Below are 19,701 nucleotides of genomic sequence, written 5' to 3'. Positions count from 1 at the left end.
TTCAGGCCGTGTCCCTGTTCCTGCACAGGAAGGGGATGCGGCCTTTTCTGCTCCCGCGCGGCGCCCCCCGCATGTCCCGGCCGTGCCGCCGGAATCGCCCGGCCAAAAATTCAAACAAAGTGGCCAAAAGTGTTGTTTCTGCTTGAAAACTGGATTATAATAAAGAAAGTGCTTTTGCGCGGGCGGCAGTGCGCGGCTTTTCGTCTGCCCGTTTTCAGGGGATCCCTTTGTATCAAAACGGCCGCCGCACACACCCGGCAGACAGATAAAAAAATACGCAACGATATGCAACGGATTTGAAAGGGGCACAAGCCATTATGTCCATGTTTTCCCATGATATTGGAATAGATTTGGGTACCGCGAATACCTTGATTTATATGAAGGGAAAAGGCATCGTCCTGCGGGAGCCGTCGGTGGTGGCGGTAGATGTCAAGACCAACCGCGTGCTGGCCGTGGGCAACAGTGCCAAGCAGATGATCGGCCGCACGCCGGGCTCCATTGTGGCCATCCGTCCCCTGAAAGACGGTGTGATCGCCGATTTCGACATCACCGCCAGCATGCTCAAAGAATTTATCCGCAAAGTGACGGCGGGCAAGTTCTCCAAACCGCGTATCATCATCTGCATCCCCTCGGGCGTGACCGAGGTGGAAAAACGCGCGGTGGATGAAGCGGCCTATCAGGCCGGAGCGAAAGATACTTATCTGGTGCAGGAGCCGATGGCGGCGGCCATCGGCGCGGGCCTGCCCGTGGACGAAGCCACCGGCTCCATGGTGGTGGACATCGGCGGCGGCACGGCGGAAGTCGCGGTCATTTCGCTTTCGGGCATCGTCACCTCGCGCTCGGTGCGGGTGGCGGGCGACGAGTTCGACGACGCGATCATCAACTATGTCAAGAAAAAATACAATCTGCTCATCGGCGAGCGCACGGCGGAGGAACTCAAGATTGCCCTCGGCTCGGCCTATCCGTATGAAGAGGAAGGCGAGAGGCAGATCAAGGGCCGCAACCTGCTGGACGGTCTGCCCAGCAATGTGACCATCACCTCGGCGGAAGTGCGCGAGGCGCTCTCCGACCCGGTGGCGCAGGTGGTGGACGCCATCCGCTCCACGCTGGAGCGCACCCCCCCCGAGCTGGCCGCCGACATCATCGACCGCGGCATCATGCTCACCGGCGGCGGCGCCCTGCTGCGCGGGCTGGATCAGCTCATTTCCAAAGAAACCGGCATTCCCGTTAATGTGGCCGAACGCCCGCTTGACTGCGTGGTGGACGGCACCGGCAAAATGCTGGAAGATATGTCCGGCGCCCTCGCGAACGTGCTGTTCGACGCCAAACGCCACTAAGTTCCGAAAACCGTTGCGGGGTCTTGACGCTTGGCGTGCAAGACCCCGTTTCCATTCCGCCGCATAGATGCGCGCCCGATTTTCATATACTGTTCATAATCATTTGGTATGCTGGATGGCGTGAACGCCGGACAGGCCCGTGCTTACGGCGTCCCGGCGGATGGTATCCCTTGCGGGCGGCGTCCCTTGCGGGCGGCGTCCCTTGCGGGCGGCGTCCCTCGCGGGCGGCGCTTCGCCCGGCATACATCGCGGTACAGGAGGGTTCCATGCGCGAGTTTTTCAGGAGCCTGCAATTCAAAATCTTTGCGGCCATCGCCCTGGTGCTGATTGGTTTGATGCTGCGCTCGGCCTTGAGCGGCGGCTCCTCCACCATCACGGCCAGCGTGTTCGGCACCGTTGTTTCGCCGTTTCAACAGCTTTCTTCCACCGTTTCGGACTTCTTTTACGGCGCGTTTTCCAACATCGCGTCCGCCGGGCAGCTGCGGGCTGAAAACGATACGCTGAAAAAGCAGTTGAGCGACCTGCGCTCCCAACTGGTCAATTACAACCAGATGCAGCAGGAAAACGAGCAATACCAGAAAATGTACAGCATCTCCAAGGAAAATCCGGATCTCAAACTGGCGCCCGCCCGTGTCATCTCCCGCGATCCCGGCCAGTGGTATTCCGCGTTTACCATCAACAAAGGCTCGGTGGACGGCATCCAGCCGTATGAACCGGTCATCACGCCGGACGGCCTGGTGGGCGAGACCACACAGGTGATGGCGACCACGACAGTGGTCACCACCATCCTAGACCCAACCGTGAAGGTCAGCATCGTGGTGAGCGAAACCGGCGACCTGGGGCTGGCGCACGGCGACCGTGACCTCTCCGCCAAAGGGCTGCTGGCCATCGACTACCTGCCCAAAGACAGCGCCGTGGCGGGCGGCAACATCATCGTCACCGCCGGGCGCGCAGGCGTGTTCCCGCCCAACCTGAAAGTGGGGCTGGTGCAGCAGGTGAAGACGCAGAATTCCGGCATCACGCTATATGCCGTCTGCAAGCCGCTGGCCGACCCGACCACCGTCAAGGATGTCACCGTGGTCACCAATTTTACAGGCAAAAACGTGGATACGTCCGCCGCTTCTTCCAAGTGACGGTCTTGCAGGAAACAACGCAGGCAGGGAGCTGACGCCATGCACATCTTTTATCGAAAAAACACCTGGAAGTGGCTGGCCTACGCCCTCACACTCCTGGTAGTGGACACACTCCAGAACACACCGCACCTCTTCCCCGTCATCTCCAATGCCCGCCCCGTGCTGCTGCTGCCGTTCGTCATCGCCGTGGCTTCCATAGAGAGCGCGGGTGCCGGCGGCGCGTTCGGCGCCGCGGCCGGGCTGTTCTGGGATCTTTCCGGCGGGGCGCCTTTCGGGTTCCACGGCGTTTTTCTGATGATGGTGGGGATTTTCACCGGGCTGCTGGTTCGTGAAGTGTTCCATGCATCCCCCCTTTCGGCTCTGTTGTTCGGTCTGTGCTTCACGTTCCTTATGGAGCTGATCTCGTGGTTCTTTCTGGACTATATGACAGGCGGTCAGGATTTTGTCTACTCATTTTTTCAGATTATCCTGCCCACCACATTTTACTCGTTCGCGTTCGTCGTGCCGTTCTATTTTTGGGTGAAGCACCTGCACCTGCGCCTGACGGAATGACCGTCACGTCTGCCGTCACCTGCTTCGCGCGGCAGGCCCCTATACATATTTAACGTCCCGCCGACGCGAAGCGGCAGAATGGAGTTTTTCATGAATATCCGCAACGCACGTCTGTATGTGCTGTACGGCCTGATCATCGCCATCTTTGCCGGTTTCGTCTTTCGCCTGATGCGTTACCAGATCACCGACGGGGCATCCTACCGCGCGCAGTCGGAAAAAACCACGATACAGAGCACCGAGGTGATGGCTCCGCGCGGCGAGATCCTGGACCGCTACGGCCGGGTGCTCGCCACCAACACGGTGGGGTATTCGGTCACGCTGCAAAAGGCAGCCTGGTCCTCCTCCAACCAGAACCAAAACATCCTGAAGATCACCGATATTCTGGCGCAGGACGGGGAAACCTGGACCGATACGCTGCCTATCGGGCAGACTAAGCCGTGGGCCTTCAACCCGAACAGTGATTCCCAGATCAAGACCCTGCGCAAATTCATGGAACAGACGGTGGACAACATCCCCACCTCCACCAAACTGAACAAGGTCACACTCACCGCCAAACAGAAGGCCAAATACGACGCGGACGAAAAAGCCACCGCGGACGAAATCATGGCCCGGCTCATCAAGCGCTACAAAATCACCGGGAACTACACCCCCGCGCAGATCCGCACCATCGTCGGCGTGCGCTACCAGATGGAGCAGGCCGGTTTTTCGTATACGTATACCTATACCTTCGCCCAAAACGTCAGTCTCAACACCGTCAACCGGCTCTCGGAGAACGGCGGGAGCATCCCGGGTATTCTTATTACCCAGCAGTATACCCGCAGCTACACCAGCGACAGCTTTGCACCCTACCTCATCGGCAAGGTCAGCCCCATTTCCGCCGACCAGTGGAACAACACGTCCGACCCTTCCGCCAGCCTGAAAAATCAAGGGTATTCCATGGACGACATGATCGGCAGCGGCGGCATCGAAAGCACGATGGAAAAATACCTGCGCGGCGAAAGCGGCACGCAGAACGTCCTCATCAACAAAGCCAAGGAGATCGTCGGCACCGAACCCGTGAAAGCCGCCAAACCGGGCGACAATGTGGTGCTCACCATCGACGAAAACCTCCAGCAGATCGTGCAGGACGAGCTGCCGGTGGTCATCAATCAGGTGCGCGCGGCCTCGGGCGGCAGCACGCTCAATGGCGCGGACGCCGACGCGGGCTCCGCAGTGGTGCTCAATATCAAGACCGGCGAGATCCTCGCCATGGCAAGCTATCCCACCTATACCCGCACGCAGTATTCGCAGGAATATTCCACCCTTGCGAACGATGCCACGTCCCCCCTGATGAACCGCGCCATCCAGGGCGCCTACCGCCCCGGTTCCACCTTTAAGCCGGTCACGGCCACGGCGGGCATGATGAACGGCATCATCACGCCGACCGAGAAGATCGACAAGCCCGCCACGTTCAGCAAATACGCCCCCAGCTATGTCGGACACGACGACGTCGGCGCCGGGTATATCGATGTGGAGACGGCGCTGGCCGAATCCAGCAACGTATTTTTCAACATGGTCGCCGACTGGATGTATACGCGCGGTATCTACTCCAAGCTGGAAAGCACCGCAGCCGCCTACGGCCTGGGCAAAAAGACCGGCGTAGAGCTGCCCGGGGAGCACTCGGGTTCTGTGTCCGGGCCCACTTGGGCAAAAGCAAACGGCATCACCTGGCAGGCTGCCGATGCCGCGCAGTCGGGCATCGGGCAATCTTATAACGAATACACACCGCTCCAGCTCGCGCAGTATGTCGGTGCGGTATCTACCGGCGGCACCTATTATAAAGCACACATCGTCAAGGAAGTCAAAAGCTACGACAACACGCAGACGGTCATGGAAAACACCCCGCAAGCCGTTTCGGACATAAAAGTGCCAAGCGATGTGCTTAATGCCATCAAGACCGGCATGCTCCGCGTGACAGAAAGCGCGGACGGCACCGCCGCCAGCGTATTCCAGAACTTCCCCGTCCAGCTCGGCGGCAAAACGGGTACGGCGCAGATCAACAACGGCAAAAACTACGACGGCGTGTTCATCAGCTTCGCCCCCTTCAATGACCCGGAGATCGCCGTGGCCGTCGTGGTGGAAAAGGGCCACAACGGTTACCAGACCGCCCCGGTGGCCCGCAGCGCCTTCAACTATTACTTCGTGGACGACCAGCAGTTCACCACCGATCCGCTGCCGAGCGTTTCCTCCCCGCTGCCGGCCTCGGCGAACACGCTGCTGCCATAAACAGCGATTGTGCCAACTTTGAACAAAAATACAGGTTGGTGCGCACAATTCTTTGACTAAATGCCGGGCCTGTGATAGAATGATACCTGATTCCGTTTGTCCGTTCGGGCAGGTGGATGCTTTGGCGGGAACAGGCTGCGGTACGGGTAGATGCAATGGGAACAGTGATATCGGTCACATCGGGAAAAGGCGGCACCGGCAAGTCCACCTTCACGGTCAACTGCGGGGCGGCGCTTGCCCTCTCCGGCAAGACCGTGCTGCTTGTGGATGCCGACGCCGGCCTGCGCTCGCTGGATATCATGCTCCGCGTATCCGACCAGGTGGTCTACGACCTGGCGGACATTCTGCAGGGCCGGTGCGAGCCAGCCAAAGCGATCGTCAAAACGCCGTGGAACCGGCTCTCCATGATCCCGGCCCCGGCGGCCGACGAGGAAACCGGCTGCGCAGACGCTTTGCAGAAGCTGTGCCGGGGCCTTTGCCAATACTATGATTTCATCCTGCTGGATTCACCTGCGGGTATGGGCACATGGGCCAAAGCCACAGCCGCGGCGGCCGATCTGGCCATTCTGGTCGTCACGCCGGACCCCGTCTGCATCCGCGATGCGGACCGCATGGCCGGGCGCGTCCTCTCGGGGCTTGTACCGGAGATTCGTCTGGTCATCAACCGCGTGCAGCCGCAGTTGCTGCGCAAAAAGCTGGACGGCGGGCTGGATGTTATTATCGACGCCGCGGCCGTGCAGCTGCTGGGCGTGGTACCCGAGGACAGGCGGATCGCCCTCGCGGCCTACGACGGCGACCCGATCGTACATACTCCCGATGCACACGGCGGCGCGGCGGAAGCCTATTGCAACATCGCCCGCCGTCTGCTCGGCGAAGATATTCCGCTCATGCATTTCTGACCCGCGGCATCTTATTATCCCCGCGCGCCGGACGACCGACCCCGAACGACCCGTCCTTCCCGGCACGTACAAACACACGGAGGTTTGCACTATGAACATCGCCCTCATCGCCCACGACGCCAAAAAAGAACTGATCGTGCAGTTCTGCATCGCCTATTGCGGTATTCTCAGCCGGCACAGTCTCTGCGCCACCGGCACCACCGGCAAGCTGATTGCGGACGCGACCGGTCTCGATATCCAACGCTTCCTGGGCGGCAGCCAGGGCGGCGATCAGCAGATCTCTGCCCGTATCGCCTGCAATGAGATCGACCTGCTGCTTTTTTTCCGCGACCCGCTCACCCCCAAGCCCACCGAACCGAAAGAAATGAGCATGCTGCGCCTGTGTGACGTGCACAACATCCCGGTGGCCACCAACATTGCCACGGCGGAAGTGCTGGTGCGGGCGCTTGACCGGGGCGATTTCGACTGGCGCGACATCGTCAATCCCAAAAGCAAATAAATCCTTCCGCAGGGCGCACGGGGCCCCGTTCGGGAAAGCTCCCGCAACGGGGCGTTGTTTTGCCCGCTCCGCGCTGTTCATATCCCGTTTTGCATTCCCCGCAGACCGAATAAAAGGAGAACCACCATGGCCAATCTTTTGCATGCGCCGCGCGGCACCCTCGACGTGACGCCGGACCAAGTTTACAAATGGCAGTATGTGGAGCAGACTGCCCGCCGCACCGCAGCGACGTTCGGATTTGAGGAGATCCGTTTCCCCACCTTTGAATACACCGAGCTGTTTTCGCGCGGCGTGGGAGACACCACCGACGTAGTGCAGAAAGAGATGTACACCTTTGAGGACCGCGGCGGCCGCAGCATCACCCTGCGGCCGGAGGGCACCGCCTCCACCGTGCGCGCCCTGCTGCAAAACGGCCTGGCCGGCGGCCCGCTGCCGCTCAAGCTGTTCTATCTCATCTCCTGCTTCCGGGGCGAGCGCCCGCAGGCGGGCCGCCTGCGTGAATTCCACCAGTTCGGCGCGGAGCTGTTCGGCGCGGCAGGCGCGGCCGCCGATGTGGAACTCATCGAGCTGGCGGGCGCCGCCCTCAAGGCGCTCGGTGTAAAGGACCTGCGGCTGGAGCTTAACTCCATCGGCTGCCCGACCTGCCGCAAGGATTACCACGCCGCGCTCAAGGCATATTTCAAAGCCCGGGAAACGGAGCTCTGCGATGACTGCAAAAACCGGTTGGAACGCAACCCCATGCGCCTGCTCGACTGCAAGGTGCCCACCTGCAAAGCCATTGCCAAAGACGCGCCGGTCGTCACCGATTACCTCTGCGACGACTGCAAAGCACACTTCGAGGACGTGAAAGCGCGGCTGACCGACGCGGGGCAGACGTTTGTGCTCAATCCCCGCATCGTACGCGGGCTGGACTATTATACCCGCACCGTCTTTGAATTTGTGGACGAAGCACAGGGGCTCACCGTCTGCGGCGGCGGGCGGTACGACGGGCTGGTGTCCGAGCTCGGCGGCCCCTCGCTGCCGGGGCTTGGCTTCGGCATGGGGCTGGAACGGCTGCTCATCCTGATGGAGTCACAGGGCTGCGCGTTCCCGCCCGCGCCCAAAGGGCTTGTTTACATCGGCGCCATCGGCGGGCCGGCATCTCAAAAGGCGGCGGCGCTTGCCCGCACGCTGCGTGCGGCGGGCATCGCAGCCGGGACCGACCTGGCGGGCCGCAGCGTGAAAGCGCAGATGAAATACGCGGACAAGCAGGGCTTTGCCTATGCCGTTATGCTGGGTGACGCGGAACTGGAAAACGGCGAAGCCGCGCTCAAAGCCCTGCGGGGCGACGGCGCGCGAACCGTGCCGCTGGAACCGGAAACATTCCTCGCGGCCGTGCGCGACGCGGCCGCCCAATCTACCATAAAAGAGGGTTGAACAATGGCAGACACCATGCAGGGACTCAAGCGCACCGATTATTGCGCGGCATTTTCCGAAAAAGACGCGGGCCGGGAAGTCGTGGTCTGCGGCTGGGCGGCCAAGCGGCGCGACCTCGGTGCGCTGCTGTTCATCGACCTGCGCGACCGCAGCGGCATTTTGCAGCTGGCATTCGACGACACCACCGGCCGCGCCGTGCTGGAAAAAGCCCAGACGGTGCGCAGCGAATTTGTGCTGGCGGCAAAGGGTACCATCCGCCTGCGCGAAACGCCTAACGACAAATTGCCCACCGGCCGCATCGAGATGGCGGTGAGTGAACTGCGCATTCTTGCCAAATCCGACACGCCTCCCTTTGAAGTGGCCGAGGGCGGCGCGGTGAAGGAGGAAATGCAGTTGCGTTACCGCTACCTGGACCTGCGGCGCCCGGAAATGCAGAACCATCTGTTCCTGCGCCACCGTATCGTCAAGGCCGCGCATGATTATTTCGACCGCAACGGCTTCATCGAGATCGAAACGCCCAACCTCATCAAGAGCACGCCGGAAGGTGCGCGCGATTACCTCGTGCCCAGCCGCCTGCACGCGGGCAAGTTCTACGCCCTGCCACAGTCGCCGCAGCTCTACAAGCAGATTTTGATGCTGTCGGGCTTCGACCGCTATATGCAGATCGCCCGCTGCTTCCGCGACGAAGACCTGCGCGCCGACCGGCAACCCGAGTTCACCCAGATCGACCTGGAACTGTCGTTCGTGGACGAAGAGGACATCATGGCGCTCAACGAGGGCTACATCCGCCATGTGTTCAAAGAGGTGTTGGGCAAAGACGTGCAAACCCCGTTTCAGCGTCTGCCGTATGACGAGGCAATGGCGCGCTACGGCAGCGACAAGCCGGACGTACGCTTCGGCATGGAGCTGCGCGACCTCTCCGAAACCGTGAAAGGCTGCGGCTTCGGCGTGTTTGAAGGCGCACTGGCGGGCGGCGGAAGCGTGCGCGCCGTCACCGCCGAAGGCGGGGCGGACAATCTCTCCCGCAAAGACCTCGACAAGCTCGCCGCGTTCGTCAAGGACTACGGCGCCAAAGGGCTGGCATGGCTCAAGCTGGGCGACACACCCAACGCCTCATTCGGCAAGTTTGTTTCGGAAGACACCCTGCTTGCCGTCGCGGCGGCGGCGGGTGCGGGGCCGGGCGACGCGGTGCTTATCGTGGCCGACACAAACAGCACCGTGGCCTGCACCGCGCTGGGCGCGCTGCGCCTGCATCTGGCCGAGCGCTTCGGGCTCATCCCCAAAGACGAATTCGCGTTTTTGTGGGTGACGCACTTCCCGCTGTTCGAATACAGCGAGGAAGAGGGCCGCTATATGGCCATGCATCATCCGTTCACCGCCCCCACGGAAGAAAGCCTGGACAAACTGGAATCCGACCCCGGCACCTGCTATGCCCGCGCCTATGACATGGTGCTCAACGGCGTGGAGCTCGGCGGCGGCTCCATCCGCATCAACGACCCCGCGCTCCAGAAACGCATGTTCAAGGCGCTCGGCCTGTCTGACGATGTGGTGCGGCAGCGCTTCGGCTTCCTCACCGAGGCGTTCCGCTACGGCGCGCCGCCGCACGGCGGCATGGCTTACGGGCTGGATCGTCTGGTCATGCTGATGCTCGGCTGCGAATCCATCAAACAGGTCATCGCATTCCCCAAGGTGCAGAACGCCTCCGAGCTGATGACCGGCAGCCCCGATCTGGTGGAGGAAAAGCAGCTGCGCGAGCTGCATCTCTCCCCCATCCGGGAAAAGGATATTTAAAGACTATTCACACTTTGCAGACAGGTGTATGATAGTATAAGAAGTATGGGTCCGCAAAGGACCTTGTTTCGGAATGGAAAAACGACGATTTTCGGGATGAAATGCAGACCCGCCAGGCGAAACGCATGGGAATACGGACCGTATTCCGGGGCATTTTCAACGCAGCGGGGCAGCCTTTCAGCCGAAACGGACACCGCTTTTCCATTGTGAAGCAGGGCCCCGGGCCTTGCAGGACCGGAACAACGATCGGGAGGGAACTTTTCCATGATAGAGGTCAGCCACCTCACCAAACGATATGGTGAAAAGTATGCCGTACAGGACATCAGCTTCGATGTCAAGGACGGCGAGATTCTCGGGTTCCTCGGCCCCAACGGCGCGGGTAAATCCACCACCATGAACATCCTCACCGGCTACCTTTCCTCTAACGAAGGCACCGTGAAGATCGACGGCGTGGACGTGCTCGAACGGCCGCTCGAGGCCAAAAAAAACATCGGCTATCTGCCGGAGCAGCCGCCGCTTTACCCCGACATGACCGTGGACGAATACCTCAAATTCGTCTTCGGGCTCAAGCAGTGCAAGCTGGGGCGCGAGGCGCACATCAATGAGATTTGCGGGCTGGTGCGCATCCAGAACGTGCGCGGCCGGCTCATTCGCAACCTCTCCAAGGGCTTTAAGCAGCGCGTGGGCATCGCGCAGGCCCTCATCGGCAACCCGGACGTACTCATCCTGGACGAGCCCACCGTCGGGCTCGATCCCAAGCAGATCATTGAGATCCGCACCCTCATCAAGCACCTCAGCCGCAAACATACCGTCATCCTCAGTTCCCACATCCTGCCGGAAGTACAGAGCGTCTGCGAACGCATCATCATCATCAACCAGGGGCAGATCGTGGCCAACGGCACCACGTCCGAGCTCTCCAGCCAGCTTTCCAGCGAGCACCGGCTCATCGCGCGCATCGCGGGACCGGAAGCCGACGTGCGCGAGGCCATCTCCGACCTCTCCGGCGTGCGCAAATGCGTTTCGCTCGGCATGCATGAGACGGGCAGCTCCGACTGGCAGATCGAGTGCGAAACGGGGCAGGACATCCGCCGCGCACTCTTTACCATCCTGTCCGCCAAAGACTGGCCGCTGCTCGCGCTGGATACCGGCGAGCTGACACTGGAAGACATCTTCCTGCGCCTGACCACCGACGGCGCGGTGCTTCCCCAGAGCAAACCCGCCGCCCCCCCTGCGGAGCCGCCGGCGGCAGACGCGGAACCGACGGAACCGGCCGAAAACGCCGGCGAACAGGAGGAGGATGACAACCCATGAGTGCGATCTACAAACGCGAATTCCAGACCTATTTCACCACGGCGACCGGCTACGTGTTCCTCGCGGTGTTCTACGCGTTTTCGGCTTTCTTTTTCTTCGCGGTCAACCTGCAGGGCAGCACCACCGATCTCGGCGGCCTGTTTTCCACACTGCTGCTCATCTGGGTGCTGCTCATTCCCATCCTGACCATGCGCCTGCTCAGTGAAGACCGCCGCCAGAAAACCGACCAGTTGCTGCTGACCGCGCCGGTGCGGCTGTTCGACATCGTGTTCGGCAAATTTCTTGCCGCCCTCACCCTGTTCGGCATGGCCATCGGCATCGTGGTGATCTACGCGCTGGTGCTGGCCGGGCTGGGGCATGTGGATTTCTGGGCTACGGTAGGCAGTTTTGTCGGCATCGTCCTGCTCGGGGCGGCGCTCATTGCCATCGGCCTGTTCATTTCCGGTCTCACCGAAAACCAGGTTGTTTCCGCCGTGTCCAGCATTTTCATCATGCTGATGCTTTACCTCATCGACAGCATCTCCTCCGCGGTCAGCAATGCCGTGATTTCGGCCATCGTCACCCATATCTCCATTTTTTCCCGCTTCAAAAATTTCTCGCTGGGCGTGTTCAACCTCGGCGATACCGTGTTTTACATCAGCGTGGCGGCCGTTTTCCTGTTCCTGACCGTCCGGCTGCTCGAAAAAAGAAGATGGGCATAAGGAGGAAGCAGCAAAATGGCCAATCAAACGCAAAAAAACGATCCGCATAAAAACAAGCCCCGGCGAAAACTGCCTGATTTCATGCGCCAACGCAGCTTTCGCTACGGCAGCACCGCCACGGCTTTCACCGTTATTTTCATCGTGGCCGTCATTCTCGTCAATGTGCTGGTCACTTCGCTGAGCAGCCGGTTTCCGCTCAGCGTGGACATGACCGCCAACCATAAAAATCAGCTCTCCACGCAGTCGGTCAGCTTTGTCAAAAAGATCAATCAGGATATCAACATCGACATTCTGGCGGACGAATCCACGTATTCCAACGCGCAGAACTACAATTCCTGCCTGCTTATCATGCAGCAATACGCGCAGCACAACAGCCACATCCATATCAGCTTCGTCAACCTTGACAAAAATCCGACCTATGCCTCCAAATACCCAAAGGAAACGCTGAGCCAAGCCGACATCATCGTCTCCTGCGGCAGCATTTATAAGCACATCGTCTCATCCGACCTGCTCACCACCTCGACCGACAGCACCACCGGCTCCTCCACCGTGACAGGCAACAACACCGAGCAGGTGATCGATTCGGCCATCGCGTATGTCACCGCCAAAACGCTGCCGACCGTCCTGGTCACCTCCGGGCACAATGAAACCGACAGCTCCGCGCTGACCTCTCTGCTCCAGAAAAACAACTACCAGATCGAGACCAAGAACCTCGCGACCGACGGCCTCGACCAGAACGCGAAGATGATCCTCATCAACGCGCCCACCGCCGATTTCTCCGCCGACGACATCGCCAAGCTCGACACCTTCCTCAACAACGGCGGCAAATACGGTAAGACCGTTTTCCTCATCTTCGACCCGCAGCAGGCTTCCGCCCCCAATCTGGAAAGCTTTGCGAAAAAATGGGGCATCAGCGTGGGCACCGGCGTCGTCTACGACACCACCAACCGCTATCAGGACAGCCCCTTCAGCGTTCTGGAAGGGCAGACCAACAGCACCTACGTGGGCACGCTGCAAAGCGGCCTGCACGCCTACCTGAGCGTGTGCCGCCCACTCACGCTGTCCTCCAGCGACAGCAGCATCACCACGGCATCCATCGTGGCCACCGAGAGCACGTCCAAGCTGTGGAATCCCGGCACCATCAACAGCTCTACGGCGGCCAGCTTCCAGGCCTCGAACAGCGATAAAACCGGCCCGTTCGATGTGTTCGGCGTCGCCACCAAAACGGCGACTTCTGGTTCCGAATCCGTAAAATCAAACGTACTGGTGCTCGGTTCCACCAATTTCTTTAACTCGCAGGTGCTTGCCCAGCCCAGCCTGACCAACTCCACCATCCTGCTCAACACGGTCGGCAACGTCATCGGCTTCAATCCTGGCATCACCGTCGAAGCCAAAGACCTCACCACCCAGAGCCTCACCATCACGGCCGGGCAGGCGATCGGCATCATCGTCGTCTTTGCCTTCCTCATCCCCCTTGCCGTGCTGATTGCCGGGCTGGTCAACTGGATCAGGAGGAGGCACCAATGACCCGTCAGGTACGCAATCTCGTCATCGTCGTCTGCGTAGCGGTGGCGCTTGGCGCGGGCGTGCTGCTGTTGAATGTGCTGCCGGGGAACAAGAAAACGGGATCATCCTCCAGTTCCTCATCCTCGGGCTCCATCAGCCTGCTCTCCATCAAGAGCAGCGCGTTCCATTCCCTGCATGTGACCAATGCGGCGGGTAGCTACACCGTCACGCTCACAGGCGGCACCTACACGGTGGACACGCTCAAAGACGCGCCCTCCAACCAGTCGGCCATCCAGTCCAAAGTGAATGACGTGCTGGGCCTGAAAGCCACCACCCTCATCCAGAAAGACGCGACCGACCTTGCGCAGTATGGGCTGACCACTCCCGCCGCCACGCTGGACGTGGCCACTGCGGACGGCAAGACCTCCACCGTCAAGATCGGCAGCCAGGCGCCGTCCGGCAGCGGGGTCTATATCCTGAAGCCCGGCACAAACGACGTCTACCTCAGCTCCACCATGATGAACGACAATTTCAGCCAGTCTGCCATGCAATACGCGAGCACCACCGTTTCCGCGCTGGGCACCTCCGCCAACATCAGCGCCTATAAATTCGGCGGCACGGCCAGGTCCACACCGTTCACCGTTGCCGTCAAGACACAGTCCTCCGCCGCATCGTCCGGGTCGAGCGCCACGGCCACCTACACCTATGCGCTTACCCAGCCGTATGCCTATGACGGCAACGACACCAACCTGGGTAAAATCACCACCGCGCTCCAGAGCCTGAGCGCCACCAGCGTGGTAAGTGTGGATGTTTCGCCGCAAAGCCTGGCCCAATACGGCCTGCAAAACCCGGCCTACACCCTCACCTACACGGTGGACGGCAAAGACACCACCCTTTCGTTCGGCAACGCCGACTCGTCCAGCAATACGGTGTATATGACCATCAGCGACAAAAAGGCTGTGTATCAGGTGGATACGTCCAGTGCCGCCGCATTCTACAACTATCAGCTTTCCGACGTCCTTTCCACTGCTCTGGTCACATCCGACATCAGCACGGTCAAGACACTGACCATCCAGTCCGGCAGCGAAACACACACGTTCAATCTCTCGGGTTCCAGCGACAAGCTGGCGGTCACCGACGCAAACGGCAAAAAGATCGACGCCACCAGTTTCCGCAACTATTACCAGACCATCCTCGCCATCACCACGCGAGGCGGCGCGGACAGACCCGCCGGCGTTTCGTCCTCGCTCACCCTCACGTTCACCTACAACGACGGCACCGCGCAGCGCACCGTTTCGTTCCTGCCGGACGGCAGCGACAAATCGTTCGTCGATATCAACGGCAGCGGCGGCCTGTATGTTTATAATTCACAGATCAGCAACCTGCTCACCCTCGCACAGAACCTCGAAGCGGGCAAGACCGTATCCGCTTCGTCGTAAAATGGCTTTTTAAACAAGGCGCCGAACCGATGGTTTCACCCCATCGGCCCGGCGCCTTGTTTTATGATCAACCAGAAACCAAACGCAAGAAAATTGTCAAAATATTGCTGATTTTGCCTTGTTGTAAAGTTTTGCAAATGTTATAATATTTGTGTATGCGGAATGGTTAAACGAGGAGGGGCTTTTTATTATGTATTGCAGAAATTGCGGTGCGGCGATGGACCCCAGTGCTGTCGTGTGCATCAAATGCGGCGTCCCGAAAGGCTCGGGCCGGAACTATTGTATGAACTGCGGCGCGCAGACAGCACCCGAAGCGGTGGTCTGTGTGAAATGCGGCGTTTCACTCGGTGCCCCGAACAACAGCGCTCCAACGGCGGCCGGCGGCCAGAAATCCAAGATTGCGGCAGGCATCCTGGGCATTTTCCTGGGCGGCCTGGGCATCCACAACTTCTATCTCGGCTATACCACCAAAGCTGTCATCCAGCTCTGTCTCACCATTCTGGGCTGGATCCTCGCCATCCCCACGTTGGGCATTGGATTCCTTCTTTCCTCGGCCATGAGCATCTGGGGCCTGGTGGAAGGCATCCTGATTCTGGTAGGGAATATCAAACAGGACGGCAAGGGGATTCCGCTCCAATAATCTTAACATGCATATGTATCTTGCGGCTGTGGCGGTTTCGCCATAGCCGCTTTGTTTTTATGATTTGTCTCCCGGTTTAAAAACAAGCGCGACCAGATACCCAAAAAAGATAGCCGCCGCAATGCCGCCCGCCGTAGCCATGACCCCCCCGGTGAACACGCCCAGAAAGCCTTTCTGCCGCACCGCCTCGCGCACGCCGTTTGCCAGCGCAAAACCAAAACCGGTGAGCGGCACCGTCGCGCCCGCGCCGCCGAACTCCACCAGAGGACGATACAGCCCAACCGCCGTGAGCACCACGCCTGCCGTCACATAGGTAACGAGGATGCGGGCGGGCGTCAGCTTGGTTTTATCGATCAGGAGCTGACCGATGACACAAAGGATACCGCCCACCAAAAATGCCTGAATATATTCCATACGACTTTGCCTCCCTGTTCAGCGGCTGGTGGACAGATGCACCGCATGCGCCACCGACGGAATGGACTGCCCCTGCTGCACGCTGAGCGGGCTCATCAGAACGCCTGTGGCCATAAACAGCACCTCGTGCAAATGGCCGCTTTTCATGTTGTTCAGGATGTGTGAGCAAAGTACCGACGCCGCGCAGCCGCAGCCCGAGCCTCCCGCATGGACATCCTGTCTGTCGCGGTCATAGATCATCAGGCCGCAGTCGTTGTAATTCTCTCCCAGCGTGACGCCCTCCTTTTGCAGCAGCTCGCGCAGCAGATTGCTGCCCACAGCGCCGAGGTCGCCCGTGACGATGAGATCGAAACGATCCGGCGAGACACCGGTGTCGTCAAAATAATGCTGCAGCGTATCGGCCGCCGCGGGCGCCATCGCCGCGCCCATGTTGCTCTGGTCCTTGATGCCGAGATCCACCATGCGTCCAAACGTCAGTTCCCGCGCATATGGTCCGTCACCCTCCCTGCCGAGGATGACCGCGCCCGAACCCGTCACCGTCCACTGTGCGCTGGGGGCGCGCTGTCCTCCGTATTCCAGCGGCAGGCGGTATTGCCGCTCCGCCGAGCAGAAATGGGACGATGTGAGCGCAGCCGCCACATTGGCAAAGCCGCCCTCCACAAACACCGCCGCCATCGCCAGCGATTCCGCCATGGTGGAGCACGCGCCGTACAGCCCCGCGAACGGAATGCCGAATTCCCTCAGCCCGTAGCTGGTGCCGATGCACTGATTGAGCAGGTCACCAGCGAAAATGATATCCACCGTGCCCGGCGTGATGTCGGCCTTTCCCAGCGCCTTGTTCAGCGTCGTATTCTGCAGGCGGCTTTCCGCCTTTTCCCACGTTTTCTCGCCGAACGTGGTGTCTTCCTCAATCTGATCGAACTCGTCTGCCAGAGGGCCTTCGCCCTCTTTTTTGCCAACGACCGAAGCATATCCCATAACGGAAGGCGGCTGATCCAGCCGGATCGTATACCGCCCGACCCTTGTGGCCATACGACCCCCTCCTCTTTGGTTCCGTTTATCCCGCGTTTTTTCTGCACTTCTTCCCTACGGGACTGCAGTATTCCTCAAACACCCGTTGGTGTATACTTTTAACAAAGGCTAAAACAGTTTGAAAATCCACAGCACGAGCCCATACAGGATAGACGCCGTAATGCCGTAAACCAGCACCGGTCCGGCAATGGTGAACATTTTCGCGCCCAACCCCAGAACGAACCCTTCGCTTTTATATTCAAGCGCGGGCGAAACCACCGCGTTGGCAAACCCCGTGATGGGCACCAAAGAACCGGCGCCCGCGTATTTAGCCAGTTTGTCGTATACATGCAGCCCGGTGAGAAATGCGCCGAGGAACACCAGCGTGATAGTAGCCGCATTGGACGCATCCAGTTCTTTCAACCCGAACTGTTGATAGATGTTGGTCATGCTCTGCCCCACGGTGCAGATCGCCCCGCCCGTGCAGAACGCCCACACGCAGTTTTTGACAATCGGGGAGTTGGGCGACTGGACGTTCGCCATCTGCGCATACTGTTTTTTGGTCACCGCCATTCTGCCACTTCCTTTCAGGCAGGCCGCAAAAACCCTGCAAACCCCGCCGTCTGTTTTGCACAGCCTTATTTTGGCCCGCATGGCGGTGGGTATGCGCGGCATGTCCTGCATCATTTGGAAACACGCGTTCGGCACCGCATTCAAGCGGCTTTCCCATGCGGTTCCTGCGCCGGCCGGATTTTTTGCATGCGTCACCAACCCATCCTGCATTTTTGAAAATGTGGTTGCCAACTGCGGCCCGATGTGTTAAAATATGAAGCAATCATTTGAATGGTACCCTGCGGAAGGGATATTTGCTTGCGTTTTCTCCGAAAACGCAACGAGGGCGTCCAGTGATCGTTTTGACCTGCAAAACGGATCCGGATGTTTTTTTATACCATTCGTCGGGTAATTCGGGTATGTTGGATACGCCAGAGAAAAAGGACGATCGGTTCGCGCCGCCCCTTTCGGCCGGCAGGCGCGAACCGAAATGTGAAAGGGGTTGCGCATGGTGCTCAATACAAATGCCGGTGAAAAATTTTTAAAAGAAGGTCTAACGTTTGACGACGTCCTGCTGATCCCCGCAAAATCCGACGTGCTGCCACCTCAAATTGACGTGCGGACGCGCCTGACCAAAAAGATCCGGCTGAACGTGCCCATCCTCACCGCAGCCATGGACACCGTGACCGAGTCCAAAATGGCCATCGCCATCGCGCGCGAAGGCGGCATCGGCATCATCCATAAAAACATGACCATCGAGCAGCAGGCCGAAGAAGTGGACAAGGTCAAGCGCAGCGAAAACGGCGTCATCGCCAACCCGTTCTATCTTTCCCCGGATCATCTTGTGCGCGACGCCGACGCGCTTATGGGCAAATACCGCATCTCGGGCGTGCCCATCTGTGAAAACGGCAAGCTGGTCGGCATCATCACCAACCGCGACCTGCGGTTCATCACCGATTTCGACACCAAAGTCAGCGACGTGATGACCAAGGAGCATCTGGTTACCGCCCCGGTAGGCACCACACCGGAACAGGCCAAGTCCATCCTCATGAAGCACAAGATCGAAAAGCTGCTGATCGTGGACGATGAGGGCCGGCTCAAAGGTCTCATCACCATTAAGGATATCGAAAAATCCGTCCAGTATCCCAACTCCGCCCGCGACGAAAAAGGCCGCCTGCTCTGTGGCGCCGCCATCGGCGTGACCCGGGATGTGCTCGAGCGCGCGGAAGCGCTGGTGAAAGCCCAGGCGGACGTGCTGGTGCTGGACAGCGCGCACGGCCATTCCAAAAATATCCTGAACTGTCTGCACAAGGTCAAGGAGCATTTCCCGGACGTACAGGTCATCGCAGGGAACATCGCCACTGCGCAGGCAGCCGAAGAGCTCATCGAGGCCGGCGCGGACGCCGTGAAGGTCGGCATCGGCCCGGGCTCCATCTGCACCACCCGCATCGTTTCGGGCATCGGCGTGCCGCAGATCACCGCCATCTATGACTGCGCCTGTGCGGCTGCAAAATACGGCGTGCCGGTCATTGCGGACGGCGGCGTGAAATATTCGGGCGATGTGGTGAAAGCGCTTGCAGCGGGCGCGGAATCGGTCATGATGGGCTCTCTGTTCGCGGGCTGTGAGGAATCTCCCGGCGAAAGCGAGATCTTCCAGGGCCGCAGTTTCAAAGTCTATCGCGGCATGGGCAGCCTCGGCGCCATGAACGCCGGCAGCAAGGACCGCTATTTCCAGGAAAACGCCAAAAAGCTGGTGCCGGAAGGCGTGGAAGGGCGCGTGCCCTACAAGGGGCCGGTCTCCGATACGGTATTTCAGATGGTCGGCGGTGTCAAATCGGGCATGGGGTACTGCGGCTGCCGGACAATCCCGGAACTGCAGGCCAACAGCCAATTTGTGCGCATCACCGGCGCCGGCCTGAAAGAAAGCCACCCGCATGATATCTATATCACCAAAGAAGCCCCGAATTATTCACTCAACCCGTAAAACCCGGCGTGACCCGGTACGCAGACTGTGGATGGATGCCGAAAAATTTTTGCGTACAAAACATTGACAAGCCACGTGTGAAAGTGCTATAATAGTCATCGTCCCTCAGGGAAAATAGTGTGCTTTTTCAGGTGCGCTTTCACATGGCGGCATAGCTCAGTTGGCTAGAGCATGCGGTTCATACCCGCAGTGTCGTTGGTTCGACTCCAACTGCCGCTACCATTGAGCATCCGGTGCTTTTCGGAAATTGC

17 protein-coding genes and 1 tRNA gene are annotated in these 19,701 nt (G+C 59.7%); 15 read left to right on the top strand and 3 right to left on the bottom strand.

From position 1 onward, the window contains the following. Positions 1-317: 317 nt before the first annotated feature. The 13 genes from ETHHA_RS01525 to ETHHA_RS01465 all read left to right on the top strand — a co-directional run bounded on the left by ETHHA_RS01525 (position 318) and on the right by ETHHA_RS01465 (position 15,489). Positions 318-1,337 carry a rod shape-determining protein gene (locus ETHHA_RS01525; protein WP_013484260.1) on the top strand — a complete coding sequence of 340 codons (1,020 nt, stop codon included), beginning with the start codon at positions 318-320 and terminating at the stop codon, positions 1,335-1,337. Positions 1,338-1,603: 266 nt separating this feature from the next. Then, on the top strand, positions 1,604-2,470 hold the full coding sequence (gene mreC, locus ETHHA_RS01520) for a rod shape-determining protein MreC (protein WP_013484259.1): 867 nt from the start codon (positions 1,604-1,606) through the stop codon (positions 2,468-2,470). A gap of 39 nt (positions 2,471-2,509) precedes the next feature. Next, entirely contained in the window at positions 2,510-3,022 is a 513-nt protein-coding gene (gene mreD / locus ETHHA_RS14230; protein WP_013484258.1) for a rod shape-determining protein MreD, read from the top strand. Between the two features lie 90 nt (positions 3,023-3,112). Then, complete coding sequence (locus tag ETHHA_RS01510; RefSeq protein ID WP_013484257.1) at positions 3,113-5,287, top strand: peptidoglycan D,D-transpeptidase FtsI family protein; 2,175 nt, start codon at positions 3,113-3,115, stop codon at positions 5,285-5,287. Between the two features lie 155 nt (positions 5,288-5,442). Then, positions 5,443-6,186: a nucleotide-binding protein gene (locus ETHHA_RS01505; protein WP_013484256.1), complete on the top strand. Its 744-nt coding sequence runs from the start codon at positions 5,443-5,445 to the stop codon at positions 6,184-6,186. A 91-nt stretch (positions 6,187-6,277) separates the two neighbouring features. Further along, positions 6,278-6,685 (top strand): methylglyoxal synthase, encoded by a 408-nt coding sequence (gene mgsA, locus ETHHA_RS01500; RefSeq protein WP_013484255.1) that lies wholly within the window; start codon positions 6,278-6,280, stop codon positions 6,683-6,685. 126 nt (positions 6,686-6,811) lie between these two features. Further along, on the top strand, positions 6,812-8,101 hold the full coding sequence (hisS, locus tag ETHHA_RS01495; protein WP_013484254.1) for a histidine--tRNA ligase: 1,290 nt from the start codon (positions 6,812-6,814) through the stop codon (positions 8,099-8,101). 3 nt (positions 8,102-8,104) lie between these two features. Continuing rightward, positions 8,105-9,892, top strand: coding sequence for an aspartate--tRNA ligase (aspS, locus tag ETHHA_RS01490; protein WP_013484253.1), 1,788 nt, complete (start codon positions 8,105-8,107; stop codon positions 9,890-9,892). Between the two features lie 264 nt (positions 9,893-10,156). Continuing rightward, a complete protein-coding gene (locus tag ETHHA_RS01485) occupies positions 10,157-11,203 on the top strand; it encodes an ABC transporter ATP-binding protein (RefSeq protein ID WP_013484252.1) in 1,047 nt (348 codons plus the stop codon). Continuing rightward, on the top strand, positions 11,200-11,904 hold the full coding sequence (locus tag ETHHA_RS01480; protein WP_013484251.1) for an ABC transporter permease subunit: 705 nt from the start codon (positions 11,200-11,202) through the stop codon (positions 11,902-11,904). Before ETHHA_RS01485 ends, ETHHA_RS01480 begins: the two co-directional genes overlap by 4 nt. Before the next feature lie 15 nt (positions 11,905-11,919). Then, positions 11,920-13,431 (top strand): GldG family protein, encoded by a 1,512-nt coding sequence (locus ETHHA_RS01475; RefSeq protein ID WP_013484250.1) that lies wholly within the window; start codon positions 11,920-11,922, stop codon positions 13,429-13,431. Beyond that, a complete protein-coding gene (locus ETHHA_RS01470; protein WP_013484249.1) occupies positions 13,428-14,849 on the top strand; it encodes a DUF4340 domain-containing protein in 1,422 nt (473 codons plus the stop codon). Before ETHHA_RS01475 ends, ETHHA_RS01470 begins: the two co-directional genes overlap by 4 nt. Before the next feature lie 190 nt (positions 14,850-15,039). Then, complete coding sequence (locus ETHHA_RS01465; RefSeq protein ID WP_013484248.1) at positions 15,040-15,489, top strand: TM2 domain-containing protein; 450 nt, start codon at positions 15,040-15,042, stop codon at positions 15,487-15,489. Positions 15,490-15,546: 57 nt separating this feature from the next. Here ETHHA_RS01465 and spoVAE read toward each other — a convergent pair whose 3' ends face one another. The 3 genes from spoVAE to spoVAC form a co-directional block, all read right to left on the bottom strand. Beyond that, positions 15,547-15,903 carry a stage V sporulation protein AE gene (spoVAE, locus tag ETHHA_RS01460; RefSeq protein WP_013484247.1) on the bottom strand — a complete coding sequence of 119 codons (357 nt, stop codon included), beginning with the start codon at positions 15,901-15,903 and terminating at the stop codon, positions 15,547-15,549. 18 nt (positions 15,904-15,921) lie between these two features. Then, positions 15,922-16,935, bottom strand: a complete 1,014-nt coding sequence (gene spoVAD / locus ETHHA_RS01455; RefSeq protein WP_013484246.1) for a stage V sporulation protein AD — start codon at positions 16,933-16,935, stop codon at positions 15,922-15,924. 108 nt (positions 16,936-17,043) lie between these two features. Next, the gene (gene spoVAC / locus ETHHA_RS01450; RefSeq protein WP_013484245.1) at positions 17,044-17,487 is read right to left on the bottom strand and encodes a stage V sporulation protein AC; all 444 of its coding nucleotides are present in this window, start codon (positions 17,485-17,487) and stop codon (positions 17,044-17,046) included. Between the two features lie 487 nt (positions 17,488-17,974). On the opposite strand from spoVAC, the gene guaB reads away from it, so the two are divergent. Beyond that, positions 17,975-19,450 (top strand): IMP dehydrogenase, encoded by a 1,476-nt coding sequence (gene guaB / locus ETHHA_RS01440; protein WP_013484244.1) that lies wholly within the window; start codon positions 17,975-17,977, stop codon positions 19,448-19,450. 145 nt (positions 19,451-19,595) lie between these two features. Then, positions 19,596-19,672 (top strand) — tRNA-Met (locus ETHHA_RS01435). Positions 19,673-19,701 lie beyond the last annotated feature (29 nt).

The sequence above is a fragment of the Ethanoligenens harbinense YUAN-3 genome, assembly GCF_000178115.2.
Classification (GTDB): Bacteria; Bacillota; Clostridia; order Oscillospirales; family Ethanoligenentaceae; genus Ethanoligenens; species Ethanoligenens harbinense.
The sequence above is the reverse complement of the archived record's forward strand: the minus strand, read 5'-3'. Positions and strand labels throughout refer to the sequence as shown.

Excerpts from the sequence above, each read along its gene's own strand:
- hisS (WP_013484254.1), top strand. The coding sequence starts at position 6,812 with ATGGCCAATCTTTTGCATGCGCCGCGCGGCACCCTCGACGTGACGCCG.
- ETHHA_RS01475 (WP_013484250.1), top strand. The coding sequence starts at position 11,920 with ATGGCCAATCAAACGCAAAAAAACGATCCGCATAAAAACAAGCCCCGG.
- mreC (WP_013484259.1), top strand. The coding sequence starts at position 1,604 with ATGCGCGAGTTTTTCAGGAGCCTGCAATTCAAAATCTTTGCGGCCATC.
- mgsA (WP_013484255.1), top strand. The coding sequence starts at position 6,278 with ATGAACATCGCCCTCATCGCCCACGACGCCAAAAAAGAACTGATCGTG.
- ETHHA_RS01510 (WP_013484257.1), top strand. The coding sequence starts at position 3,113 with ATGAATATCCGCAACGCACGTCTGTATGTGCTGTACGGCCTGATCATC.
- aspS (WP_013484253.1), top strand. The coding sequence starts at position 8,105 with ATGGCAGACACCATGCAGGGACTCAAGCGCACCGATTATTGCGCGGCA.
- mreD (WP_013484258.1), top strand. The coding sequence starts at position 2,510 with ATGCACATCTTTTATCGAAAAAACACCTGGAAGTGGCTGGCCTACGCC.
- spoVAC (WP_013484245.1), bottom strand. The coding sequence starts at position 17,487 with ATGGCGGTGACCAAAAAACAGTATGCGCAGATGGCGAACGTCCAGTCG.
- ETHHA_RS01505 (WP_013484256.1), top strand. The coding sequence starts at position 5,443 with ATGGGAACAGTGATATCGGTCACATCGGGAAAAGGCGGCACCGGCAAG.
- ETHHA_RS01485 (WP_013484252.1), top strand. The coding sequence starts at position 10,157 with ATGATAGAGGTCAGCCACCTCACCAAACGATATGGTGAAAAGTATGCC.
- spoVAE (WP_013484247.1), bottom strand. The coding sequence starts at position 15,903 with ATGGAATATATTCAGGCATTTTTGGTGGGCGGTATCCTTTGTGTCATC.
- spoVAD (WP_013484246.1), bottom strand. The coding sequence starts at position 16,935 with ATGGCCACAAGGGTCGGGCGGTATACGATCCGGCTGGATCAGCCGCCT.
- ETHHA_RS01470 (WP_013484249.1), top strand. The coding sequence starts at position 13,428 with ATGACCCGTCAGGTACGCAATCTCGTCATCGTCGTCTGCGTAGCGGTG.
- ETHHA_RS01480 (WP_013484251.1), top strand. The coding sequence starts at position 11,200 with ATGAGTGCGATCTACAAACGCGAATTCCAGACCTATTTCACCACGGCG.
- ETHHA_RS01525 (WP_013484260.1), top strand. The coding sequence starts at position 318 with ATGTCCATGTTTTCCCATGATATTGGAATAGATTTGGGTACCGCGAAT.
- guaB (WP_013484244.1), top strand. The coding sequence starts at position 17,975 with ATGGTGCTCAATACAAATGCCGGTGAAAAATTTTTAAAAGAAGGTCTA.
- ETHHA_RS01465 (WP_013484248.1), top strand. The coding sequence starts at position 15,040 with ATGTATTGCAGAAATTGCGGTGCGGCGATGGACCCCAGTGCTGTCGTG.